This is a genomic window from Streptomyces sp. NPDC088387 (assembly GCF_044753385.1).
Classification (GTDB): domain Bacteria; phylum Actinomycetota; class Actinomycetes; order Streptomycetales; family Streptomycetaceae; genus Streptomyces.
Genome location: NZ_JBIVNC010000002.1, coordinates 208,494 through 231,230, shown reverse-complemented (window position 1 = coordinate 231,230; position 22,737 = coordinate 208,494). Strand labels below are relative to the sequence as shown.

Genomic DNA, 22,737 nt, shown 5'->3' with positions numbered 1-22,737 from the left:
ATGCTGATCAGAGAAGCCGTCGCCGACGACTGGCCACGTATCTGGCCGTTCTGGCACCGGATCGTCGCCGCCGCCGAGACCTACGCCTGGGACCCGGACACCTCCGAGGAGGCGGCCCGCGCCCTGTGGATGGGGCCGGGCAAGCGGGTCTACGTCGCCGAGGACGGCTTCGGAGCCGTCGTCGGCTCCGCGTATGTCACGCCGAACTACGGCGGCCCCGCCGCCGGCATCGCCAACGCCGCCTTTATGGTCGACCCCGGCCAGGGCGGCCGTGGCATCGGCCGCGCCCTCGCCGAACACGTGCTGACCGCGGCCAGGGCCGCCGGATTCCGCGCGATGGTGTTCAACGCCGTCGTCGAGACCAACCCGGCCGTCCGGCTGTGGACTTCCCTCGGCTTCACCGTCCTCGGCACGGTGCCGGACGCCTTCGAGCACCCGCGTGACGGGCTGGTCGGCCTGCACGTCATGTACCGGGCCCTCTGAGCCGGACGTCGGGGCAGCTCCCCACACCTCACGGCTGACATCCGACGACTTCGTCAACTCTTGGCCTTGCGCACCCCGTTGACAGTCATTCGAACTGACTCCACGCTTCAGACGTCCGATGAATCGAGACGCTTGGAGCCGTTCATGGCCATGTATCCAAGACGTACGGTGCTGGGTGCTGCGGCGGGCGCCGCCGCGGTCGCCGCCCTCCCGCTCGCCACCGCGGGCGGGGCGCACGCGGCGGACGAGGAGGCGGAGCGCGTGCGGCAGCAGTGGGTTCCCGTCCCCGATCCGGTGCCCGTGCCCCTGGATTCCTATTTCGACAACGACGGCATCGACACCGCGGACGCGCGCGGTGGCGACTTCGACGGCTCCGGCTACACCTTCCCCGGCGAGGAGCTGCCCGCGGGCCCGATCGTCGCCGACGGCATCCCCTTCCTCTTCCCGTCCGCCGGGGCCGGAGCCAAGAACAACGTTGTCGCGCTCGGCCAGCGCATCGAACTCCCCAAGGGCCGTTACCTGTCCGCCCTGTTCCTCACCGCCGGCAGCTACGGCAGCGCCTCGGGCACCGCCACCGTGCACTACGCCGACGGCACCACCAGCACCGCGGGCCTCGGCGGCGCCGACTGGTACTCCGGCGGCGGCTCCGGAGTCTCGGCGCCGTACCGCTACCGGCCCGACGGCGGCAAGGACCAGCACAGCGTGGGGATCGGCGTCGCGGAGGTGTGGGTCGACAGCGCCCGCGAGGCGATCGCCCTCACCCTGCCGACCACCAACCCCGCCCAGGAGGGCAGGTCGTCGCTGCACGTCTTCGCCCTGTCCCTGCAACCCCCGGCCGACGGCCGCGCCCTGACGATCCGGGACGCGCACTCGACCAACTCGCTCCTTGAACGTACCGGCGCCCAGAGCGTCGAGGCCACCGTCCTCAACGCGGGCACCACGGCGATCCTGGCCGGCGACGCCGTGAGCGTGAACGTCACCGTCCCCGGGGCCCGTACGGTCGAGCCCGTCCGGATCCGCCGCCTCGACCCCGGCGAGCAGGCCCGCGTCCGCATTCCCGTCCGCAACCGCACCGGAACCGCCCCGGGCACCACGCAGGACGGCACGGTCACGGTCACCGGGCGCGGCGCGACGGCCGCCCGGCGCGACACCGCACTGACCCTCGGCGTCGCCGACTACGAGCCGACCGAGGCCTCGCTCTCCGGGCACCAGGCCCCGTACTGGTTCCAGGACACCAAGTTCGGCATCTTCATTCACTGGGGCGTCTACTCGGTGCCGGCCTGGTCGCCGCCCGGTGAGCAGTACGCCGAGTGGTACTGGGAGTGGCTCCAGCGGCCCGACAACGCCGTGTACGCCTACCACCGCGAGACCTACGGCGAGGACTTCGCCTACGACGACTTCATCCCGATGTTCCGCGCGGAGAAGTTCGATCCGCGGTCCTGGGTCGAGCTGTTCCGGGACGCGGGCGCGCAGTACCACGTACTGACGTCCAAGCACCACGAGGGCTTCGCGCTCTGGGACACCAAGGTGTCCGACCGCAACTCCGTGAAGATGGGCCCGCACCGGGACCTGGTCAAGGAGCTGTTCGACGCGTCGCGGCGGTACACGCCCGAACTCCACCGCTGTCTGTACTTCTCGATGCCGGAGTGGTTCAACCCGGACAACCCGTGGATGGGACACGCCCCGCGCAATCCCTACACCCTGGAACCGGTGCCGTACACCGGGCACTTCGCCGGCCAGGACTACGTCAAGGACCTCCAGGCCGCGCAGATGCTGGAGCTGGTCCACGGGTACGACCCCGAGGTCATCTGGTGCGACATCGGCGGCGCCAACGACAGCGTGAACGTGCTCGCCGAGTACTTCAACCACGCCAAGAACCGGCGCAGGCCGATCGAGGTGGCCGTCAACGACCGCTCCGGGATCGGCTTCCACGACTTCACGACGCCCGAGTACGCGACGTACGACAACACGGTCGTCGCCAAGTGGGAGGCCAGCCGCGGGCTCGACCCGCGCAGCTACGGATACAACAGGGCCACGCCGGACGCGATGTACATGACCGCCGAGGACGTGGTGCACACCCTCGTCGACATCGTCTCCAAGAACGGCAACTTCCTGCTCGACATCGGCCCGCGCGCCGACGGCACCATCCCGGAGATCATGGAACGCCGGCTGCGCGAGACCGGCCGCTGGCTGAAGGTCAACGGCGAGGCGGTCTACGACACCACGTACTGGTCGAAGATGGCGCAGCTCGGCGAGGACCTCAGGTTCACCGTCCGGCCGGACCGGGCCTTCTACATCCACTCGCTGGCCAGGCCTGGCGCCAGGCTCACCGTCGAGGCGCCGGTGCCGATCCGGGGCGGCGACCGGGTGACCATGCTCGGCCATGACCGGCCGCTCGGGTGGACGGTCCGCGGGGGCGCGCTGGTGATCGACGTGCCGGAGTCGGCCCGGAAGGCCGGGGAGCACGTCTGGGTGTTCAAGGTCGACTGGCGCTGACGGAAGGGCGGTCGGGCGTCCCGTACGACGGTCGAGGGCGCCCGTAAGCCGGTTGGGGCGTCCCGCGTGTGGTGGGGCGCCCCTTCCGGGTCCGCCCGGCGGGGTGCCGCGCCGTGCCGCCGGGTTCCTCAGCCCCGCCGTACCACCCCCGTGCTCTCCCGTTCGATCAGTGCCGGTACCGGGACCTGGACCGTGCGGGCCGGGCCGCCGTCGAGGAGGGCGGTGAGCTCGCGGGCCGCCGTGCGGCCGAACTCCACGGTGTCCCGGGACAGCGCGGACAGCCACGGCTTGACCATGCGGCACAGCGCCGAGTCCTCCCAGGCCACCACCGACACGTCGCCCGGCACCGCGAAGCCCAGCTCGGTCGCCGCGGCGACACCCGCGACGGCCATCACGTCGTTGTCGTACACCAGGGCCGTCGGGGAAGTGGGCGCGGACAGCACCCGGCGGGTCACGGCGGCGCCCTCGGCGTCCGAGTAGTCGGTCGTCACCGACCGCACCTCGCTCAGCCCGCGCCGGCCGGCCGCCGCGCGCAGGGAGCGGATCCGGCGCTCGGTGTGCGCGAGGCCTTCGAGCCCCGCGATGTGCACGATCCGCCGGTGACCGAGGGCGTACAGCTCGTCGACGACCGCGGCCATCGCGCCCGCGTCGTCCGCCCACACCGTGGACAGCCCGGGATGGCGGGTGTCGGGCGCGCCGCCGATCACCACGGCGGGCAGGCCCAGTTCGTCCAGGAGCGCCGGGCGCGGGTCGTCGGTGCGCGGGTCGACCACGAGCACCCCGTCCACCCGGTGCTCGGCCCACCAGCGCCGGTACCCCGCGCACTCGTCGGCGATGTCCTCGGCGATCTGGAACAGCAGCGCGAGATGCCGCTCGGCCAGCACCTCCTGGATGCCGGAGACGAGTTGCAGGAAGAACGAGTCGACGCCCAGCGTGTCCGCGGGCCGGGCCAGCACGAAGCCGACCGTCGCCGCGCCCTCGCCGGACAGGGCCCGCGCCGCGGTGCTGGGCCGCCAGCCCAGCTGCTCGGCGACCCGGCGCACCCGGTCCCGGGTCACCTCGGAGACCCCCGGACGTCCGTTGAGCGCGAACGACACCGCGCTCTCGGAGACTCCGGCCCGCCGCGCGATGTCCTTCATCGTCGGTCGGCGTGCGGGAGACCGCTTGCCCGTCACGTGCTGCTCCCATTCGAAAGGCGCGGTGCGATCAGCGGTGCACTAATGCGCTTGAGTGCGATCACCCTAAAGCGCATTAGTGATCCATTGCAAGGTTCTGTGCATGTGCGTCTGACCTGCTGTTTTCTCTGACTGAAGGCTTTAGTTGAGTCGAATCCATTGACTTGTCGCCGGACGGAAGTGCAAGGTCTGCCCGACGCACCCGTCGACCCGGGCCGTCATCGGACCCCACCGCACCGAAGGAGCACACCGTCGTGCGCTTTTCCCGCCGGACCCTCGCCGCCGCTGCCGTCGCCGCAGTCCTCGTGCCGCTCAGTGCCTGCGGTTCCGGGGGAGACGACGGCGGTTCGACCGACGCCTCGGGCAAGATCGAGGGCGACATCACCTTCCAGACCTGGAACCTCCGCGCCAACTTCAAGGACTACTTCGAGGGCGTGGTCGCGGAGTTCGAGAAGAAGTACCCGGGCACCGACGTGAAGTGGGTCGACCAGCCCGCCGAGGGCTACGCCGACAAGATCAGCGCGGACGCCGCCGGCGGCACCCTGCCCGACGTCGTGAACGTCTCGCCGGACCTGGTCGCCCCGCTCGCCAAGGCCGGCCTCGCGCTCGACCTCGACAAGGACGCCGCCCAGTACAAGAAGGAGTACCTGGAAGGCGCCTGGGCGAGCCACGAGATACCCGGCATGACCGGCACGTACGCCTTCCCGTGGTACCTCAACACCGGGCCGCTCTTCTACAACAAGTCGCTCTTCGAGGAGGCCGGGCTCGACCCCGCCCAGCCGCCGAAGACCTACGACGACCTCTTCGCGGACGCGCTGCACATCGCGGAGAGGACCAACGGCGACGTCGCCACCCTCGCCAACGTGCCCACCATCGAGGACTTCGGCCGCTACGGCGTCCCGCTGATGAACGACGAGGGCACCGGCTTCAGCTTCAACGACGCCAAGGGGGTCGAACTCCTCACCAAGTACAAGGAGTTGTACGACGCCAAGGCGCTCGACTCGCAGGCGCTGACCGCCACCCCCGAGTCGTCCGGCAAGAAGTTCCTCACCGAGGCCGTCGCCATGAACCCGGGCAGCGCCCTGGACCTCGGCAACTTCAAGAAGCAGGCGCCGAACCTGTACAAGAACATCGGCATCACCGACCAGATCACCAGCACCGGCCACGCCAACATGTACGTGATGGGCGTGATGGTCAACGCGCAGACCAAGCAGAAGCCGGCCGCCGTCGCGTTCGCGCACTTCGTCACCGACGCCGCGCACCAGATGTCCTTCGCCAAGCAGGTCGCCATCTTCCCCAGCACCGCCGGCTCCCTCGACGACCCGTACTTCACCAAGGAGGACGGCACCGACGAGACCCGGGTGCGGGTGGCCGCCGCCAAGTCCCTGAAGAACGCGGTCAACTACACGCCGGTGCTCTTCAGCGAGCAGATGAAGGTCGAGCTGCGCAACGCCGTCGCCCGCGCGCTCCAGGGCAAGGAGAGCCCCAAGGAAGCCCTCGACAACGCTGTCAGCGCCTGTGACAGGCTGCTCCAGCAGCAGGGCTGACCAGCCATGGCTTCTCCCGTGGTGTCCCGGGTGCGGCGTCAACTGCCGACCAGCCCTTGGCTGTTCGCCGCGCCCGGACTGCTGATCATCGGCGCGTTCGTGCTGTACCCGTTCGTGTCCACGCTCATCAACGCGTTCACCGACCGCCGGACCCTGGTCCCCGGCGAGTTCGTGGGCCTGGACAACTTCCGCGAACTGCTGAACGACGACATGTTCTGGATCGGCCTGCGCAACAGCACGCTCTACGTCCTCGGGGTCGTACCGGCCCTGGTGATCCTGCCGCTGCTGCTCGCGCTCCTGGTGCAGAAGAACATCCCCGGCATCACCTTCTTCCGGTCCGCCTTCTACACCCCGGTCGTCGCCTCGATCGTCGTCGTCGGACTGATCTGGGTGTGGCTGCTCGACGAGCGCGGCCTGGTCAACTCGCTGCTTGAGACGGTCGGTGTCGGCCGGATCGGCTTCCTCAGCGACCAGTGGCTGCTGCTGTTCAGCGCCATGACCGTCACGGTCTGGAAGGGCCTCGGCTACTACATGATCATTTACCTGGCGGCGCTCGGCAACGTACCGCGCGAACTGCACGAGGCCGCCGCCGTCGACGGCGCCGGAGCGGTCCGCCGCTTCCTCAGCGTCACCGTGCCCGCCGTGCGCTCCACCATGGTCCTGGTCGCCGCGCTCTCCTCGGTCGCCGCCTTCAAGGTGTTCTCCGAGGTCTATCTGATGGCTGGGCCCAGCGGCGGACCGGCCGGCGAGGACACCACCCTCGTGATGCTGGTCCAGCGCACCGGCACCGGCCTCACCGGCCGCGTCGGCTACGCCTCCGCCATCTCCGTGGTCGTCTTCGTCGTCACCGTCGCCCTGATGCTGCTCGTGCTGCGCGCCGACCGGAAGGAGGACCGATGACCGTGACCGAGAAGGCCCCGGCCCCCGCCGCGGAGCCGCCGGCCGTCCGGCGCGCACCACGCCGGCGCTTCACCGACGAGAACGGCCGCCGGATCGCCGTCTGGGAACTCGTCCTGCGCTACCTGCTGCTGCTGGCCGTCCTGGCGCTGGCCGTCGGCCCGTTCCTGTGGCAGCTGTCGACCTCGCTCAAGGGGCCGACCGAGGACATCTTCGGCTCACCGCCCAGGTTCCTGCCGGGCGACCCGACCCTGCACAACTACGAACGGGTCGCCGACACCATCCCGGTCTGGGACTACGCCTTCAACTCCCTGAAGGTCGCCGCCGCCAACGTGGTCACCAACTGCGTCGGCGCCGCCCTCGCCGGCTACGCGCTCGCCCGGCTGCGCTACCGCGGCCGCCGCGCGGCCACCCTCGCCTTCGTGCTGGCGATGCTCGTGCCCGTGGAGAGCATCATCATCGCCCAGTTCACCACCATGCGGGAACTGGACCTCAACAACACCCTCGTCGGAGTGCTGCTGCCCGCCTCCATCAGCTCGCTGAACGTGCTCCTGATGCGCAACGCCTTCCTCAACCTGCCCTACGAGATCGAGGAGGCGGCCTTCGTCGACGGCGCCAACGTCTGGCAGCGGTTCCTGCGGATCGCCCTGCCGTCGGTCAAGGGCACCCTGGCCGTCGTCGCGATCTTCGCCTTCATGGGCGCCTGGGACGACTTCCTGTGGCCGCTGATCGTGCTGAGCGACCCGTCCAAGTTCACGCTGACCATCGGGCTCAACTATCTGCACGGCACCTTCGCCAACGACGAACGGCTCGTCGCCGCGGGCACCATCATCGCCGTCGCGCCACTGATCCTCCTGTTCGCCTGCCTCCAGCGGTACTTCTTCCGCGGGGTCGGCGAGGGCGCGGTCAAGGGCTGACCCCACCTCGTACCCCGTCCCGATTCGCAAGGATCCCGCATGCCCTCTGCCGTGCGCTTCGGCGTCAACTACACCCCGAGCGAAGGGTGGTTCCACCACTGGCTCGACTTCGACCTGGACTCCGTACGCGCCGACCTCGACTCGATCGCCGCGCTCGGCCTCGACCACGTCCGGGTCTTCCCGCTGTGGCCCTACTTCCAGCCCAACCGCTCCCTGATCCGGCCGCGCGCCGTCGAGCAGCTCGGCGCGCTCGTGGACGCGGCCGGCGAGCGCGGCCTCGACGTCAACGTGGACGGTCTCCAGGGGCACCTGAGCAGCTTCGACTTCCTGCCCGCCTGGACCCGGACCTGGCACCGGCGCAACCTCTTCACCGACCCGGACGTCATCGAGGGCCAGGCGGACCTGCTGCGCACCCTCGCCGCGGCGCTCGCCGGGCGGCCCAACTTCCTCGGCATGACCCTCGGCAACGAGGTCAACCAGTTCTCCGCCGGACCGCACCCCGACCCCGACCGGGCCACCGCCGAAGAGATCGACACCTGGCTGACCCGGATGCTCGCCGCCTGCGAGGAGGGCGCCCCCGGCAAGCTGCACCTGCACGCCGAGTACGACGCCACCTGGTACCAGGACGACCAGCCGTTCACCCCCGCCCAGGCCGCCCGGCACGGTGCCGTCACCGCCGTGCACTCCTGGGTCTTCAACGGCACCGCCCAGCGCCACGGCCGCGTCTCCGCACCCACCGAGCACCACGCCGCCTATCTGATCGAGCTGAGCAAGGCCTGGGCCGCAGACCCGCACCGGCCGGTCTGGCTCCAGGAGGTCGGCGCGCCCGCCCCGCTGATCCCGGCGGAGCACGCCGCCGCCTTCACCGAGGCCACCGTCGAGCACGCCCTGGACTGTCCGGATCTGTTCGGCATCACCTGGTGGTGCTCCCACGACGTGTCGCGCGATCTCGCGGACTTCCCCGAACTCGAATACGGTCTTGGGCTGTTGACCAACGACCGCAAACCCAAGGACGCCGCGTACGTCCTGGCCCGCGCCGCCCGTGACCAGGCTGCCGCGCCCAGTGCGCCGGCCACCCGCACCACCGCCCTCGCCGTGCCCGCCGACCCGTCCGTGCGCTCCCGCTGTGCCCCCGGCGGCGATGTCTTCGAGGCCTTCTTCCGGCTCACCGCCGACGGCGCCCGCCCCACCACCGTCCTCGACAGCCACGCGGCCGACGCGCACCACCTCGCGGCCCGCGGCATCACCGAGGTCGTCACGTCCGACCAGGTACTCCCCACCCCACAAGGAGGCACCCGCTCGTGAACCCCACCAGACGCACCGTGCTGATGGCCGGCGCGACCGCCGCCCTGCTGCCGGCACTGCCCGCCACCACCGCCGCGGCGGCCCCGGCGGACGCCACCGCGCCGCTCGCCGGCCCGCTCCAGCCGTACGCCTCGTACTGGTACCCCGACTCGCTGCCCTCCGGCACCCCCGGCGCCGGCATCACCTGGCGCAGCCTGAAGGCCTGGACCGCGGCGGGCGACACCGACCTCGCCTTCAACGCCTCGCGCGTCCCGCTCGCCACCCGCTTCACCCCGACCCCGGCCAACTCCACGGCCCGTACCGACCAGGCCCGCATCCAGTCACTGGTCTCCTTCGGCCCGACCGCGAGCAACCCGTCCCAGGGCTCCGCGACCGCCGACTACTACGCGCCCACCCACTGGGCCTACGTCGACGAGCTGGTCTTCTGGGGCGGCTCCTCCGGCGAGGGCCTGATCCTCGCCCCCAACGCGCCGATCGTCGACGCCGCCCACCGGCACGGCGTACGCGTCCTCGGCAACATCTTCCTGCCGCCCGTCGCCTACGGCGGGCAGTTGCAGTGGACGCGGGACCTGGCCCAGCGGGACGCCGCCGGCCGCTACCCGCTCGCCGCACAGCTCGTCGCGGTGGCCACGGCGTACGGCTTCGACGGCTGGTTCGTCAACGCGGAGACCGGCGGCGGGAACGCGGCGCTGGGCACCGCCATGCTGGGCTTCATGCGGGAGCTGAAGTCCCTCGCCGCGGCCCAGGGACAGCGGGTGACCTGGTACGACTCGATGACCACCAGTGGTTCGGTGAGCTGGCAGGGCGCGCTGAACTCCAGCAACGAGCCGTTCTTCCAGGCCGCCGACGACATGTTCGTCGACTTCCGCTGGTCCGCGAGCAGCCTGGTCTCCTCCGGCAACCGGGCCCAGCAGCTCGGCCGCAGCCGCTACGAACTGTGGGCCGGTGTCGACGTCGAGTCGAGCGGCTCGAACAGAACCGTGAACTGGGACGCGATCGTGCCGCGCACCACCGCCCACGTCACCTCCCTCGGCCTCTACCGGCCGGAGTGGACCCGTAACCACCTGCCGGCCAACGCCCGCACCCCGAAGGACTTCCACGCCGCCGACGACCGGTTCTGGACCGGACGGTCCCTCGACCCGGTGCGCCCGGACACCGCCGACCCGTGGCGGGCACCGGCGACGGTCGTCGCGGACCGGTCCACGGTGACGTCCGTGCCGTTCGCGAGCGTCTTCAACACCGGACACGGACTGCGCTGGTACGAGAACGGGGCGGTCACCTCGGACACGCCCTGGAACCACCTCGGGCTCCAGGACCGGCTGCCGTCCCGGCAGTGGGTCGCCCGCACCACGGGCACCCGGCCCGCCGTCTCCTTCGACTTCACGGACGCCTGGCGCGGCGGCAGCAGCGTGCTCGTCGAAGGCGCACTGACCGCACCCGTGATCATCGACCTGTACGCGACCCGGCTCGCGATCGGCGCGAACACGGTTGTCGAGCTGACCCATCGGACCGACGCCGGGAGTGTGAACGTCGAACTGGCCGTCGCCACCGCGGAACCGGCCGCACCGGGTGCGACACCGCCGTACACCTATCTGCCCGTGACCTCGGCCGGCAGCTGGCAGAGCGTGGTCAGGCAGCTCACCGGGCTCAGCGGCACCATACGCGCCCTCGGTGTCCGGCTCACCCCGACCGGCAGTGGCACCGTCCGCTGGCGGCTCGGCGGGCTCGCCGTACGCGACGCCGTGCAGACCCCGGCCGCCCCGACCGGTCTGCGGATCACCGCGGCCGCCGGCGGCGACCTGCGCTTCGGCTGGAACGCCGCGCCCGGCGCCGTACGCCACTACACCCTGCACCGTGTGCTGCCCGACGGCACCCGGCGCTTCCTCGGCGGCACGGGGCAGCTCGCCCACTTCGCCGGCGGACTGACGCCCGCGCAGGGCGAGACGACAGCACGGTTCGAAGTGCGCTCGGTAGGGGAGCTGTACACATCGTCGGCCCCCGTCACTGTGATCCACTCCTGGTAACCGTCCGCACCCGAACCACCGAACTACGGAGCACCCCGCATGCATGACGACCGCAGCCTCGTCGAAGGCCGTCTCAAGCGCGTCCTCGACGAACGCATCCGCCCCGCCGTGTACCCCGAGTCCGTACCGCTCGACGTCGCGGTGTGGCACGCCCCCGACGAGCCGGTCCCGGTCGCCGAGGGGCTCGCGGCCGAGCCCGGCCCGATACGGGTCGGCGACAAGTGGGGTGCTCCGTGGGGCACCAGCTGGTTCCGGGTCACCGGAACCGTTCCCGAGGCCTGGGCGGGCCGGACCGTCGAGGCCCTGCTCGACCTCGGCTTCGACGAGAACATGCCCGGCTTCCAGTGCGAGGGCCTCGTCTACCGGCCCGACGGCACCCCCGTGAAGGGCCTCAACCCGCGCAACCAGTGGGTGCGGATCGGCGCGCCCGCCGAGGGCGGCGAGGAGGTGCGCCTGCACATCGAGGCCGCCTCCAACCCCGTCATCCTCGACTACCACCCCTTCCTGCCCACGCAGCTCGGCGACAAGGAGACCGCGGGCAGCGAGGCGCAGTACACCCTGACCCGGATGGATCTGGCCGTCTTCGACGAGACCGTCTGGCAGCTCGTCCTCGACCTGGAGGTGCTCGGCGAACTCATGGCCGAGCTGCCGGCCGACGCGGCCCGCCGCCACGAGATCCTGCGGGCCGTCGACCGGGCCCTGGACGCCATCGACCTCCAGGACATCAACGGCACCGCCGCCCAGGCCCGCGCCCGCCTCGAAACCGTCCTCTCCACGCCCGCCACCCCCTCCGCCCACCGGATCAGCGCGGTCGGACACGCGCACATCGACTCGGCGTGGCTCTGGCCGCTGCGCGAGACGGTCCGCAAGGTCGCGCGCACCACCTCCAACATGACCGCGCTCCTCGACGACGAGCCCGAGTTCGTCTTCGCCATGTCGCAGGCCCAGCAGTGGGCGTGGGTCAAGGAGCACCGGCCCGAGGTGTGGGCGCGCGTGAAGAAGGCCGTCGCCGACGGGCGGTTCGTGCCCACCGGCGGCATGTGGGTCGAGTCGGACACCAACATGCCCGGCTCCGAGGCGATGGCCCGGCAGTTCGTGCACGGCAAGCGGTTCTTCCTCGACGAGTTCGGGATCGAGAACAACGAGGCGTGGCTGCCCGACACCTTCGGCTTCGCCGCCGGACTCCCGCAGATCATCAAGGCGGCCGGCTCCAAGTACCTGCTGACCCAGAAGATCTCCTGGTCGCAGACGAACAAGTTCCCGCACCACACCTTCCGCTGGGAGGGCATCGACGGCACCCGGATCTTCACCCACTTCCCGCCCGTCGACACCTACAACTGCTCCATGAAGGGCAGCGAGATCGCCCACGCCGCCCGCAACTTCAAGGACAAGGGCGTCGCCCGGCACTCCCTCGCCCCCACCGGCTTCGGCGACGGAGGCGGCGGCACCACCCGCGAGATGGTCGCCAAGGCCGCCCGTCTGCGCGACCTCGAAGGCTCGGCGACCGTCACCTGGGAGACCCCGGCGGAGTTCTTCGCCAAGGCCCAGGACGAGTACCCCGAACCACCCGTCTGGGTCGGCGAGCTCTACCTCGAACTGCACCGCGCCACCCTCACCAGCCAGGCCAGGACGAAGCAGGGCAACCGGCGCAGCGAGCACCTGCTGCGCGAGGCCGAACTGTGGGCCGCGACGGCCGCCGTACACACCGGATTCCCCTACCCCTACGAGGAGTTGGACCGGATCTGGAAGACGGTGCTGCTGCACCAGTTCCACGACATCCTGCCCGGCTCGTCCATCGCCTGGGTGCACCGCGAGGCCCGCGCGACCTACGACCGGATCGCCGGTGAGCTGGACACGATCATCGGCTCGGCCCAGCGGGCGCTCGCCGGCGAGGGGGACACCCGGCTCGTGTTCAACGCCGCGCCCCACCGCCGCAACGGTGTCCCCGCGGGCGGCGCGGCGACCGCGGCCGGCGAGGGCCGCACCGAGCTGACCCCGCGCCCCGGGGGCGGGCACGTCCTGCACAACGGGCTGCTGCGGATCGAGATCGACGCCGACGGGCTCGTCGTCTCCGCCTACGACCTCGACGCCGGCCGCGAGACCGTCGCGCCGGGCCGTGCCGCGGGTCTCCTCCAGCTCCACCCCGACTTCCCGAACATGTGGGACGCCTGGGACGTCGACGAGTTCTACCGCAACACCGTCACCGACCTGACCGACGCCGACGAGATCGTCCCCGGCGACGACGGGGCGTCCGTGCGGATCGTGCGGACCTTCGGCGACTCCCGGGTCACGCAGGTCCTCTCGCTGCCGCCGGGGGAGCGGCGGCTGCTGGTGGACACCGAGGTCGACTGGCACGAGACGGAGAAGTTCCTCAAGCTTGCCTTCCCGCTGGACGTGCACGCCGAGCGGTACGCGTCCGAGACGCAGTTCGGGCACTTCCACCGGGCCACGCACACCAACACGTCCTGGGAGGCCGCCAAGTTCGAGGCCTGCAACCACCGCTTTGTGCATGTCGCCGAGCCGGGGTGGGGTGTCGCCGTCGTCAACGACTCGACGTACGGCCACGACGTGACGCGGACGGTCCGGGAGGACGGGGACCTCGGTACGACGACCACCGTACGGGTTTCGCTGCTGCGGGCTCCGCGGTTCCCCGACCCCGAGACCGACCAGGGGGTCCACCGGTTCCGGCACGCGCTGGTGCCGGGGGCGTCGATCGGGGACGCGGTGCGTGAGGGGTGGCGGATCAACCAGCCGGAGCGGGAGGTGGCCGGGGCGGGTGAGGTCGTGCCGCTGGTGTCGGTCGACGAGGACGCGGTGGTGCTCACCGCGGTGAAGTTGGCCGACGACGGGAGCGGGGACGTGGTCGTGCGGTTCCATGAGGCTCATGGGGGGCGGTCGAGGGCCACTCTGACCGCCGGGTTCGAGGTCGGTGGCGTCACCGTGACGGACCTGCTCGAACGTCCGCTGGCTGAGGCGGTGGCGCCGGAGGTCGACGGGGGGCGGATCGCCGTGCGGCTGCGGCCGTTCGAGCTGGTCACCCTGCGGGTTCGGCGCGCCTGAGCCCGGTCGGGGGGTGCGTGTTCGGGTGCGGGTGGACTGTGGCTGGTCGCGCAGTTCCCCGCGCCCCTGGGGGTGTGGCGGTCGGATGTCGCGTGCGGGCTGGTCGCGGTCGAGCCGCGGGTTCGATACAGCCCCGCGCCCCTGGGGGTGTGGCGCGTCTCCGACGGGGGTTCGCGCCGCGTCCGCTTGCTCCCGCCGCTTCGCCCCGCGAGGATCCCTCCATGCGCACGGCACCGCCCCACCAGGTCCTGATGATCGTCTTCGAGGGGGTGCAGATCCTCGACGTCACCGGGCCGTTGGAGGTGTACGCCGCCGCCAATGAGCATGGGGCCGACTATCGGATCAGCACCGCCTCCGTGGACGGGGGGCCGGTCACCGCGACCGCCGGGGTGCGGCTTGTGCCTGATCTTGCGTTGAAGGATGTCGATTTTGCCGTCGATACGTTGATGGTGCCCGGGCGGCCCGACTGGTGGGCGGCCGTCGCCGACGTCCCGCTCATCGAGGGGGTCACCCACCTCGCGGGCGAGGCCCGTACCGTGGCCGGGATCTGTGCCGGCGCCTTCCCGCTGGCCGCCGCCGGGCTGCTCGACGGGCGGCGCGCGGCCACCCACTGGCGGCTCGCCGCCGACCTCGCGGCCCGCTACCGGGAGGTCCGGGTCGACAGCGACGCCATCTTCGTACGCGACGGGCGGTTCATCACGTCGGCCGGCATCACCGCCGGGATCGATCTGACGCTGTCGCTCGTCGAGGGTGACTGCGGTCCGGACGTGGCGCGGGCGGCGGCCCGGCAGCTGGTGGTGTTCATGGCCCGGCCCGGCGGGCAGTCGCAGTTCTCGGTGCGGCAGAGCGCGACGTACCCGCCGGACTCGGTGCTGCGGCGGGTCCTGGACGCCGTCACCGCCGAACCGCGTGCCGAGCACACCCTCGCCTCCATGGCCCGGACCGCCGGCGTCAGCGAACGCCATCTGTCCCGGCTGTTCCGGGCCGAAACGGGCGGCACCGCCGCCGAGTTCGTGGAACGCGTCCGGCTGGAGGCGGCACAGGCCCTGCTGGAGAGCGGCGACGACCCGCTGGACACAGTGGCCCGCGCCGGCGGCTTCGGCTCGGTCGAGACGATGCGGCGGACGTTCCGGAGGCTGCTGGGGATCACCCCGGGCGCATACCGGGAGCGGTTCCGCTCGACGCGGCCCGGCGGACCCCGGTCACGTCCGTAGCTGCGCCCGCAGCCACTCCTCCACCTCGCCGACATGGGCAGCGGCGGCCGCGCGGGCCGCCTCCGGGTCGCGGGCGGCGAGGGCGCGGTGGATGGCGGCGTGTTCGCGGCGGGTGCGTTCGAAGGCGCCCTCCTCCTGGTAGCCGCGCCAGACGCGGGCCCGGAAGGTGCGCGAGGACAGGCCGTCCAGGATCGCGGCCATCGTCTCGTTGCCCGCCGCCATGGCGATCTCGCGGTGGAAGGCGAGGTCGTGGGCGAGGATCTGCTCGGGGTCGTCGGTGGCGTTCATCGCCGTCAGATGCTTCTCGACCTCGGCCAGCTGGTCCGGGGTGATCCGGGCGGCGGCCAGCGCGGTGGCCGTGGACTCCAGGATGCGCCGCACCTCCAGGAGTTCGACCAGACGCGGGCCGCGGGACAGGTCCGCCACCACACCGAACGTCTCCAGCAGATCGCCGGCCTGGAGCTGGGTGACGTAGATGCCGGAGCCGTGCCGGGCCTCCAGCACACCGAGGACGGTCAGGGCGCGGATCGCCTCGCGCATGGAGCTGCGGGAGATGCCCAGCTGGACCGCGAGATCACGCTCGGTGGGCAGCCGCTGCCCCGGTTCGAGCAGCCCCTCGGTGATCATCGCCTTGATCTGCTCGATGGCGCGCTGCGTCACCGTGCCCTTGGCCGCCGCCGCGCCCGGCTCGGGTGCGGCCCCGGTCCCCGCTGTCGCCGTCTCGTTCACGCCGCTCCTCCTGTCGCCGGGTGCGCCGAAGTCTATCCACCGAAGTGGTCCGACCACTACGGAGGTGGTCGGACCACTTCGGCCAAGAATCGATGAATTTCCCGGCCGAAGGGTGTTGACGAGCCGAAGTGGTCTGATAAATATGCGGGCAACTGCTCGATCACGCTCGATGAGGAGCTGGCAGATGGCCGACGGAACACGGCGGAACGAATGGCTGGGCGGGCGACGTCCCACAGGCGCACTCGCACGCGCGCCGCGTGCGCTGGCGGCGGCTGCCTGCGCCGCCCTCGTACTCACGGCGTGCGGCAGCACGAAGGACACCGGGTCCGCGGACGCGGCCGGCGGCGGGGAGGGCAAGGTCGGGGTGATCCTGCCCCTGCTGACCTCGCCGTTCTGGCAGTCGTACAACGACTACGTGCCGAAGATGGCCGACTCCGAGGGAGTCGACGCGCTGAAGACGGTCAACTCCAACAGTGACCCCTCGCAGCAGATAACCGACATCAACAACCAGCTCAACCAGGGCGTCAAGGGTCTGGTCGTGGCGCCGCTGGACAGCGCCGCCATCGAGGCCGGCCTCGACCAGGCCGAACGCAAGGGCGTGCCGGTCGTCGCCGTGGACGTCGCCCCGGACAAGGGCAAGGTCGCGATGGTCGTGCGCGCCAACAACGTGGCGTACGGCGAGAAGGCCTGCCAGTACCTCGGTGAGCAGATCCCCTCCGGCAAGGTCGTCCAGATCATGGGCGATCTGGCCTCGGTCAACGGCCGCGAGCGCTCGGAGGCGTTCCGCGCCTGCGTCAAGAAGGACTTCCCCAAGCTCCAGGTCCTGGAGATCCCCGCCAAGTGGGAGTCCGACACCGCCGCGTCCAAGCTGGACACCCTGCTCAACGCCAACCCGGACATCAAGGGCATCTACATGCAGGCGGGCGGCGTCTACCTCGCGCCCACCCTCCAGACCCTCAAGTCCAAGGGCATGCTGAAGAAGACCGGCGAGGACGGCCACATCACGATCGTCTCCAACGACGGCATCCCGCAGGAGTTCGACGCCATCCGCAAGGGCGAGATCGACGCCACCGTCTCCCAGCCCGCGGACCTGTACGCCCAGTACGGCATGTACTACATCAAGGCCGCGATGGAGGGGAAGACCTTCAAGCCCGGCCCGACCGACCACGACTCGGAGATCGTCGAGCTGCCCAGCGGCATCCTTGAGGACCAACTGCCCGCCCCGCTGGTCACCAAGGAGAACGTCGACGACCCGAAGCTGTGGGGCAACACGGTCAAATGAGTACTCCTCCCCTGGTCGAGGCGCGGGACATCGTCAAGCGGTACGGCCCCACCGTCGCCCTGCGCGACGGGCGGCTGACCGTACTGCCGGGCGAGTCCCACGCCCTCGTCGGACGCAACGGCGCCGGCAAGTCCACCCTCGTGTCCATCCTCACCGGCCTCCAGGCGGCGGACGAGGGCACGGTCCGCTTCGACGGCGAGCCGGCGCCCGCGCTCGCCGACCGAGACGCCTGGCGCCGCAAGGTGGCCTGCGTCTACCAGAAGCCCACGGTGGTACCGGAGTTGACGGTCGCCGAGAACCTCTTCATCAACCGGCAGCCGCTCCAGCGCGGGTTCATCAGCTGGCGCAGGCTGCGCGCCGAGGCCGCGGAGCTGCTCGCCACCTGGGACGTGCACGTCGACCCCGAGGCCCGCACCGCGGACCTCAAGGTCGAGGACCGTCAAATGGTGGAGATCGCACGGGCGTTGAGCTTCGGCGCCCGCTTCATCATCCTCGACGAGCCCACCGCGCAGCTCGACAACCGCGAGATCGAGCGGCTCTTCACCCGCATGCGGGCGCTCCAGGACTCCGGTGTGACCTTCCTGTTCATCTCGCACCACCTCCAGGAGGTCTACGAGGTCTGCCAGACCGTCACCGTGCTGCGCGACGCCCGCTGGATCACCACCGCGCCGGTCGCCGAACTCCCGCGCCAGGCACTGGTGGAGGCGATGGCGGGGGAGAGCGTCGCCGAGCAGGCGGAGCGGCAGCAGACGGCCCCGACGGCGACCGACGCGCCGGTCCTGCTCGACGTCCGGGGGCTGACCTCACCGTCGTACACGGACATCGACCTCACCGTGCGCAAGGGGGAGGTCGTCGGGCTCGCCGGGATCAGCGGCAGCGGCAAGATCGAGCTGGCCGAGACCCTCGCGGGCCTGCACCGGCCCACCGCCGGGACCGCGCTCGTCGAGGGCGCGCCGCTGCCCTTCGGGGACGTGCGGGCCGCCCTGGACGCCGGGGTCGGCTGGGTGCCGCGCGACCGGCACGACCAGGGGCTGGTCTCCGGCATGACCGTCGGCGACAACGCCACGATGACCGTACTGAACCGGCTCGGGCGGTACGGGTTCGTCGGCAGCGAGCGGCGGCGCGGGTTCGCGACCGATCTGATCGACCGGCTCGACATCCACACCGAGGGCCCCGACCAGCCCGTCTCCGACCTGTCCGGCGGCAACGCGCAGAAGGTCGTCATGGCCCGCGCCCTCGCCTCCGACCCCCGGCTGCTCGTCCTGATCAACCCCACCGCCGGGGTGGACGTGAAGTCCAAGCAGTCCCTGCTGGCGCGGATGGACAGCGCCCGTGACGACGGCATCGCGGTGCTCGTCGTCTCCGACGAACTCGACGACCTGCGCCGCTGCGACCGCGTCCTCGTCCTCTTCCACGGCCGTGTCGTCGCCGAACATCCGGCCGGCTGGCACGACCACGAGCTGATCGCCTCCATAGAAGGAGTGGACCATGGCTGACACCAAGGCGGCCGAACCCCTCGCGCCCACCAGCGCCCCAGCCGCCGCCTCGGCCAGGACCGTGCTCCTCCGCCGGGCCCGTGAACTCGCCCTGCTGCCCGCCCTGTTGCTGCTGCTCGTGCTGGGCGCGGTCGTCAACGACTCGTTCCTCACCGAGCGCAACCTGATCTCCATCCTCGGCGCCTCGGCCGCGCTCGCCATGGTGGTGCTCGCCGAGTCACTGGTGCTGATCACCGGCAAGTTCGACCTGTCCCTGGAGTCGGTCGTCGGCATCGCGCCCGCCGTCGGCGCGCTCCTGGTGCTGCCCGCCGCGGCCTCCGGCTGGGGCACCGAGTTCCCGGCCGTCGTCGCCCTGCTGGCCATCCTCGTGGCGGGCGGACTGGTCGGCGCCTTCAACGGCATCCTCGTCGTCAAGTTCAAGCTCAACGCGTTCATCGTGACGCTGGCGATGCTGATCGTGCTGCGCGGACTGCTGGTCGGCGCCACCGAGGGCAAGACCCTGTTCGGGATGCCCGACTCCTTCTACTCACTGGCGACCACGACCTTCCTCAACATCCCGATGTCGGTGTGGCTCGCCGGAATCGCCTTCGCGGTCGCCGGACTGGTCCTCAAGTACCACCGGATCGGCCGGGCCCTCTACGCGATCGGCGGCAACACGGAGGCGGCCCGCGCGGCCGGCATCCGGGTCGAGCGCGTGATGCTCGGCGTCTTCGTCGTCGCCGGTGTCCTCGCCGCGGTCGGCGGCATCATGCAGACCGGGTACGTCGGCGCGATCAGCGCCAACCAGGGCAACAACATGATCTTCACCGTGTTCGCGGCTGCGGTCATCGGCGGCATCAGCCTCGACGGCGGCAAGGGCACCATGTTCGGCGCCCTGACCGGCGTACTGCTGCTCGGTGTGGTGCAGAACCTGCTCACGCTCGCCCAGGTCCCGTCGTTCTGGATCCAGGCCATCTACGGCGGAATCATCCTCGTCGCCCTCATGATCGCCCGCGTGACCACGGGCCGCGCCCAGGACTGACCGCGTTGTCCCTGCTGAACGAAAGGCCCTTCGTGAGCCCCACGCCCGTCCGCATCACCGCCGTCGACACCCACGACATCCGGTTCCCCACCTCGCGGGAGCTCGACGGCTCCGACGCGATGAACCCGGACCCCGACTACTCGGCCGCCTACGTCGTCCTGCGCACCGACGCCGACGGAGGCCCGGAGGGGCACGGCTTCACCTTCACCATCGGGCGGGGCAACGAGGTCCAGGTCGCCGCGATCCACGCCCTGCGCCACCACGTGGTCGGACGGGACGTCGACGAACTGTGCGCCGACCCCGGTGTGCTCTTCCGCGACCTGATCGGCGACAGCCAACTGCGCTGGCTCGGGCCCGAGAAGGGCGTGATGCACATGGCGATCGGCGCGGTCGTCAACGCCGTCTGGGACCTCGCGGCCAAACGCGCCGAGAAGCCCCTGTGGCAACTGCTCGCCGACGCCGAACCCGAGTGGCTGGTACGGCAGATCGACTTCCGCTACCTCAGCGACGCGCTCACCCCCGACGACGCCCTCGACCTGCTGCGCCGCGGCCGTGAGGGCGCGAAGGAGCGCACCGCCCGGCTCCTGGAGCACGGCTACCCCGCCTACACCACCTCCGCGGGCTGGCTCGGCTACGACGACGAGAAGCTCACCCGGCTCGCCTCCGAGGCGATCGCCGACGGCTACCGGCAGATCAAGCTGAAGGTCGGCGCCGACCTGGAGGACGACATCCGGCGCTGCCGGGTCGCCCGCTCCGTCGTCGGCCCGGACATCCGGCTGGCGATCGATGCCAACCAGCGCTGGGACGTCGACGAGGCCATCCGCTGGACCAGGGCCCTCGCCGAGTTCGACCCCTATTGGATCGAGGAGCCCACCAGCCCCGACGACGTGCTCGGGCACGCCGCGATCCGCAAGGCGGTCGCCCCGGTGAAGGTCGCCACCGGCGAGCACGTGCAGAACCGCATCGTGTTCAAGCAGCTCCTCCAGGCGGGCGCCATCGACGTCCTCCAGCTGGACGCGGCCCGGGTCGGCGGGGTCAACGAGAACCTCGCGATCCTGCTGCTCGCCGCCAAGTTCGGCATCCCGGTCTGCCCGCACGCGGGCGGCGTCGGCCTGTGCGAACTCGTCCAGCACCTGTCGATGTTCGACTACGTCGCGGTCACCGGCACCACCGAGGACCGGGTCATCGAATACGTCGATCATCTGCACGACCACTTCCTTGATCCGGTACACATCAGGGAAGGTCATTACCGGGCACCCACGGCACCCGGGTTCTCGGCCACCATGCGGCCCGAGTCCATCGAGCGCTACACGTACCCCGACGGCTCCTTCTGGGCCGCCGACCTCCAGACACAAGCGAAGGGGCAGGCTGCATGAGCGACTTCGAGGGCCTCCGGGCCCTGGTGACCGGCGGTGCCTCCGGCATCGGCCGGGCCACGGCGGAACTCCTCGCCGAACGGGGCGCCCAGGTCGCCGTCCTCGACCTGGACCCGTCGGGCGTGGAGAAGCCACTGGCCGGCCACCGGGCCGACGTGACCGACGACGCGTCCGTGCGCGAGGCCGTCGCCGCCGCCGTCGCCGGCCTCGGCGGACTGGACATCCTGATCAACAACGCCGGCATCGGCGCCCAGGGCACCGTCGAGACCAACGACGACGCCGAGTGGCACCGGGTGTTCGACGTCAACGTCCTCGGTATGGTCCGCGCCGCCCGCGCCTGTCTGCCCCATCTGCGCGAGTCCTCGCACGCGGCGATCGTCAACACCTGCTCCATCGCCGCCACCGCCGGCCTTCCGCAGCGCGCCCTGTACAGCGCCAGCAAGGGGGCCGTGTACTCGCTCACCCTGGCCATGGCCGCCGACCACGTCCGCGAGGGCATCCGCGTCAACTGCGTCAACCCCGGCACCGTCGACACCCCCTGGGTCGGCCGGCTGCTCGACTCCGCCGCCGACCCGACCGCCGAGCGCAGCGCCCTGGAGGCCCGCCAGCCCACCGGCCGCCTGGTTTCCGCCGCCGAGGTCGCGAACGCCGTCGCCTACCTCGCGAGCCCGCTCTCCGGCGCCACCACCGGCACCTCCCTCGCCGTCGACGGCGGTATGCAGGGCCTGCGGCTGCGCCCGGCGGCCTCGTGACCGGCCCCGCCGCCCTCGCCCTCGGCGCCGCCCCGCTCGGCAACCTCTTCACCGCGGTCACCGACGAGCAGGCGTACGACACCGTCCATACCGCGTGGCGGCAGGGCATCCGCTCCTTCGACACCGCCCCGCACTACGGACTCGGCCTGTCCGAGCGCCGGCTCGGCGCCGCCCTGCGCGAGCACCCCCGCGACGCGTTCACCGTCTCGACGAAGGTCGGCCGCCGGCTGGAGCCGTCCGACGGCACCGGCGACGACCTCGCCAACGGCTTCGCCGTCCCCGCGACCCTGCGCCGCGTCTGGGACTTCAGCGCCGACGGCATCCGCCGCACCATCGAAGGCAGCCTCGAACGCCTCGGCCTCGACCGCGTCGACACGGTCTATCTGCACGATGCCGACGACCACGAGGAAGCGGCCTTCCGCGACGGCTACCCGGCCCTGGAGAAACTGCGCTCCGAGGGTGTCGTCGGCGCGATCGGCGCCGGTATGAACCAGTCGGAGATGCTCACCCGCTTCGTCCGCGACACCGACGTCGACGTGGTGCTGTGCGCCGGCCGCTACACCCTGCTCGACCAGAGCGCCCTCGACGCACTGCTGCCCGCCGCGCAGGAACGCGGCGTCCAGGTGGTGATCGGCGGCGCCTTCAACTCGGGCCTGCTGGCGGACCCCAAGCCCGGTTCCACCTACAACTACGCCGCCGCCCCGGCCGAGTTGCTCGACCGCGCCCTGCGTCTCAAGGAGACCGCGGAGCGGCACGGCACCACGCTGCGTGCCGCCGCCCTCGCCTTCTGCGCCGCGCACCCGGCCGTCCCGAGCGTCCTCGTCGGTGCCCGCTCCGCCGCCGAGGTCGAGGACTGCGCCGAGCAGTTCCGCACCCCCGTGCCCGCCGCCTTCTGGCAGGAGCTGCGCGACACCGGCCTGCTCCCGCCCGGCGTCCCGGGACTGCCGGCATGACCACCACCCC

17 protein-coding genes are annotated in these 22,737 nt (G+C 71.3%); 15 read left to right on the top strand and 2 right to left on the bottom strand.

Annotation, left to right across the window (positions count from 1 at the left end):
• Positions 1-483, top strand: a complete 483-nt coding sequence (locus tag ACIQAC_RS05695; RefSeq protein WP_402187297.1) for a GNAT family N-acetyltransferase — start codon at positions 1-3, stop codon at positions 481-483.
• 144 nt (positions 484-627) lie between these two features.
• On the top strand, positions 628-2,979 hold the full coding sequence (locus ACIQAC_RS05690; protein WP_402187295.1) for an alpha-L-fucosidase: 2,352 nt from the start codon (positions 628-630) through the stop codon (positions 2,977-2,979).
• A gap of 128 nt (positions 2,980-3,107) precedes the next feature.
• Here the strand turns inward: ACIQAC_RS05690 and ACIQAC_RS05685 are convergent, their stop codons facing one another.
• Complete coding sequence (locus ACIQAC_RS05685; RefSeq protein ID WP_402187292.1) at positions 3,108-4,118, bottom strand: LacI family DNA-binding transcriptional regulator; 1,011 nt, start codon at positions 4,116-4,118, stop codon at positions 3,108-3,110.
• A gap of 290 nt (positions 4,119-4,408) precedes the next feature.
• Here ACIQAC_RS05685 and ACIQAC_RS05680 point away from each other — a divergent pair, with 290 nt between their 5' ends.
• The 7 genes from ACIQAC_RS05680 (at position 4,409) to ACIQAC_RS05650 (ending at position 15,118) form a co-directional block, all read left to right on the top strand.
• Complete coding sequence (locus ACIQAC_RS05680) at positions 4,409-5,701, top strand: ABC transporter substrate-binding protein (protein ID WP_402187290.1); 1,293 nt, start codon at positions 4,409-4,411, stop codon at positions 5,699-5,701.
• A 6-nt stretch (positions 5,702-5,707) separates the two neighbouring features.
• Entirely contained in the window at positions 5,708-6,601 is an 894-nt protein-coding gene (locus tag ACIQAC_RS05675; RefSeq protein ID WP_402187289.1) for a carbohydrate ABC transporter permease, read from the top strand.
• Positions 6,598-7,515 carry a carbohydrate ABC transporter permease gene (locus ACIQAC_RS05670; protein WP_402187287.1) on the top strand — a complete coding sequence of 306 codons (918 nt, stop codon included), beginning with the start codon at positions 6,598-6,600 and terminating at the stop codon, positions 7,513-7,515. Before ACIQAC_RS05675 ends, ACIQAC_RS05670 begins: the two co-directional genes overlap by 4 nt.
• 39 nt (positions 7,516-7,554) lie before the next feature.
• On the top strand, positions 7,555-8,820 hold the full coding sequence (locus tag ACIQAC_RS05665) for a glycosyl hydrolase (RefSeq protein ID WP_402187286.1): 1,266 nt from the start codon (positions 7,555-7,557) through the stop codon (positions 8,818-8,820).
• Positions 8,817-10,844: an endo-beta-N-acetylglucosaminidase gene (locus ACIQAC_RS05660; RefSeq protein ID WP_402187284.1), complete on the top strand. Its 2,028-nt coding sequence runs from the start codon at positions 8,817-8,819 to the stop codon at positions 10,842-10,844. The genes ACIQAC_RS05665 and ACIQAC_RS05660 overlap by 4 nt, the downstream gene beginning before the upstream one ends.
• A gap of 39 nt (positions 10,845-10,883) precedes the next feature.
• On the top strand, positions 10,884-13,904 hold the full coding sequence (locus tag ACIQAC_RS05655) for an alpha-mannosidase (RefSeq protein ID WP_402187282.1): 3,021 nt from the start codon (positions 10,884-10,886) through the stop codon (positions 13,902-13,904).
• A gap of 221 nt (positions 13,905-14,125) precedes the next feature.
• Positions 14,126-15,118, top strand: coding sequence for a GlxA family transcriptional regulator (locus ACIQAC_RS05650; RefSeq protein ID WP_402187281.1), 993 nt, complete (start codon positions 14,126-14,128; stop codon positions 15,116-15,118).
• Here ACIQAC_RS05650 and ACIQAC_RS05645 read toward each other — a convergent pair.
• Positions 15,107-15,847 carry a FadR/GntR family transcriptional regulator gene (locus ACIQAC_RS05645; protein ID WP_402187279.1) on the bottom strand — a complete coding sequence of 247 codons (741 nt, stop codon included), beginning with the start codon at positions 15,845-15,847 and terminating at the stop codon, positions 15,107-15,109. The genes ACIQAC_RS05650 and ACIQAC_RS05645 overlap by 12 nt on opposite strands.
• A gap of 184 nt (positions 15,848-16,031) precedes the next feature.
• On the opposite strand from ACIQAC_RS05645, the gene ACIQAC_RS05640 reads away from it, so the two are divergent.
• The 6 genes from ACIQAC_RS05640 to ACIQAC_RS05615 are packed head-to-tail and all read left to right on the top strand — an operon-like array spanning position 16,032 to position 22,727.
• Positions 16,032-17,129: a sugar ABC transporter substrate-binding protein gene (locus ACIQAC_RS05640; protein ID WP_402187278.1), complete on the top strand. Its 1,098-nt coding sequence runs from the start codon at positions 16,032-16,034 to the stop codon at positions 17,127-17,129.
• Entirely contained in the window at positions 17,126-18,625 is a 1,500-nt protein-coding gene (locus tag ACIQAC_RS05635; RefSeq protein WP_402187277.1) for a sugar ABC transporter ATP-binding protein, read from the top strand. Before ACIQAC_RS05640 ends, ACIQAC_RS05635 begins: the two co-directional genes overlap by 4 nt.
• Positions 18,618-19,646 carry an ABC transporter permease gene (locus ACIQAC_RS05630; RefSeq protein WP_402187275.1) on the top strand — a complete coding sequence of 343 codons (1,029 nt, stop codon included), beginning with the start codon at positions 18,618-18,620 and terminating at the stop codon, positions 19,644-19,646. Before ACIQAC_RS05635 ends, ACIQAC_RS05630 begins: the two co-directional genes overlap by 8 nt.
• Before the next feature lie 32 nt (positions 19,647-19,678).
• Positions 19,679-21,022, top strand: coding sequence for an L-fuconate dehydratase (locus ACIQAC_RS05625; protein ID WP_402187273.1), 1,344 nt, complete (start codon positions 19,679-19,681; stop codon positions 21,020-21,022).
• Positions 21,019-21,774, top strand: a complete 756-nt coding sequence (locus ACIQAC_RS05620) for an SDR family NAD(P)-dependent oxidoreductase (RefSeq protein WP_402187271.1) — start codon at positions 21,019-21,021, stop codon at positions 21,772-21,774. The genes ACIQAC_RS05625 and ACIQAC_RS05620 overlap by 4 nt, the downstream gene beginning before the upstream one ends.
• Positions 21,771-22,727, top strand: coding sequence for an aldo/keto reductase (locus tag ACIQAC_RS05615; protein ID WP_402187270.1), 957 nt, complete (start codon positions 21,771-21,773; stop codon positions 22,725-22,727). The genes ACIQAC_RS05620 and ACIQAC_RS05615 overlap by 4 nt, the downstream gene beginning before the upstream one ends.
• The last annotated feature ends 10 nt before the right edge of the window (positions 22,728-22,737 follow it).

What these genes read in the sequence shown, in the direction of transcription:
- ACIQAC_RS05650 (WP_402187281.1), top strand. Translation starts at nt 14,126, where the DNA reads ATGCGCACGGCACCGCCCCACCAGGTCCTGATGATCGTCTTCGAGGGG.
- ACIQAC_RS05620 (WP_402187271.1), top strand. Translation starts at nt 21,019, where the DNA reads ATGAGCGACTTCGAGGGCCTCCGGGCCCTGGTGACCGGCGGTGCCTCC.
- ACIQAC_RS05690 (WP_402187295.1), top strand. Translation starts at nt 628, where the DNA reads ATGGCCATGTATCCAAGACGTACGGTGCTGGGTGCTGCGGCGGGCGCC.
- ACIQAC_RS05665 (WP_402187286.1), top strand. Translation starts at nt 7,555, where the DNA reads ATGCCCTCTGCCGTGCGCTTCGGCGTCAACTACACCCCGAGCGAAGGG.
- ACIQAC_RS05630 (WP_402187275.1), top strand. Translation starts at nt 18,618, where the DNA reads ATGGCTGACACCAAGGCGGCCGAACCCCTCGCGCCCACCAGCGCCCCA.
- ACIQAC_RS05635 (WP_402187277.1), top strand. Translation starts at nt 17,126, where the DNA reads ATGAGTACTCCTCCCCTGGTCGAGGCGCGGGACATCGTCAAGCGGTAC.
- ACIQAC_RS05670 (WP_402187287.1), top strand. Translation starts at nt 6,598, where the DNA reads ATGACCGTGACCGAGAAGGCCCCGGCCCCCGCCGCGGAGCCGCCGGCC.
- ACIQAC_RS05675 (WP_402187289.1), top strand. Translation starts at nt 5,708, where the DNA reads ATGGCTTCTCCCGTGGTGTCCCGGGTGCGGCGTCAACTGCCGACCAGC.
- ACIQAC_RS05685 (WP_402187292.1), bottom strand. Translation starts at nt 4,118, where the DNA reads ATGAAGGACATCGCGCGGCGGGCCGGAGTCTCCGAGAGCGCGGTGTCG.
- ACIQAC_RS05695 (WP_402187297.1), top strand. Translation starts at nt 1, where the DNA reads ATGCTGATCAGAGAAGCCGTCGCCGACGACTGGCCACGTATCTGGCCG.
- ACIQAC_RS05655 (WP_402187282.1), top strand. Translation starts at nt 10,884, where the DNA reads ATGCATGACGACCGCAGCCTCGTCGAAGGCCGTCTCAAGCGCGTCCTC.
- ACIQAC_RS05640 (WP_402187278.1), top strand. Translation starts at nt 16,032, where the DNA reads ATGGCCGACGGAACACGGCGGAACGAATGGCTGGGCGGGCGACGTCCC.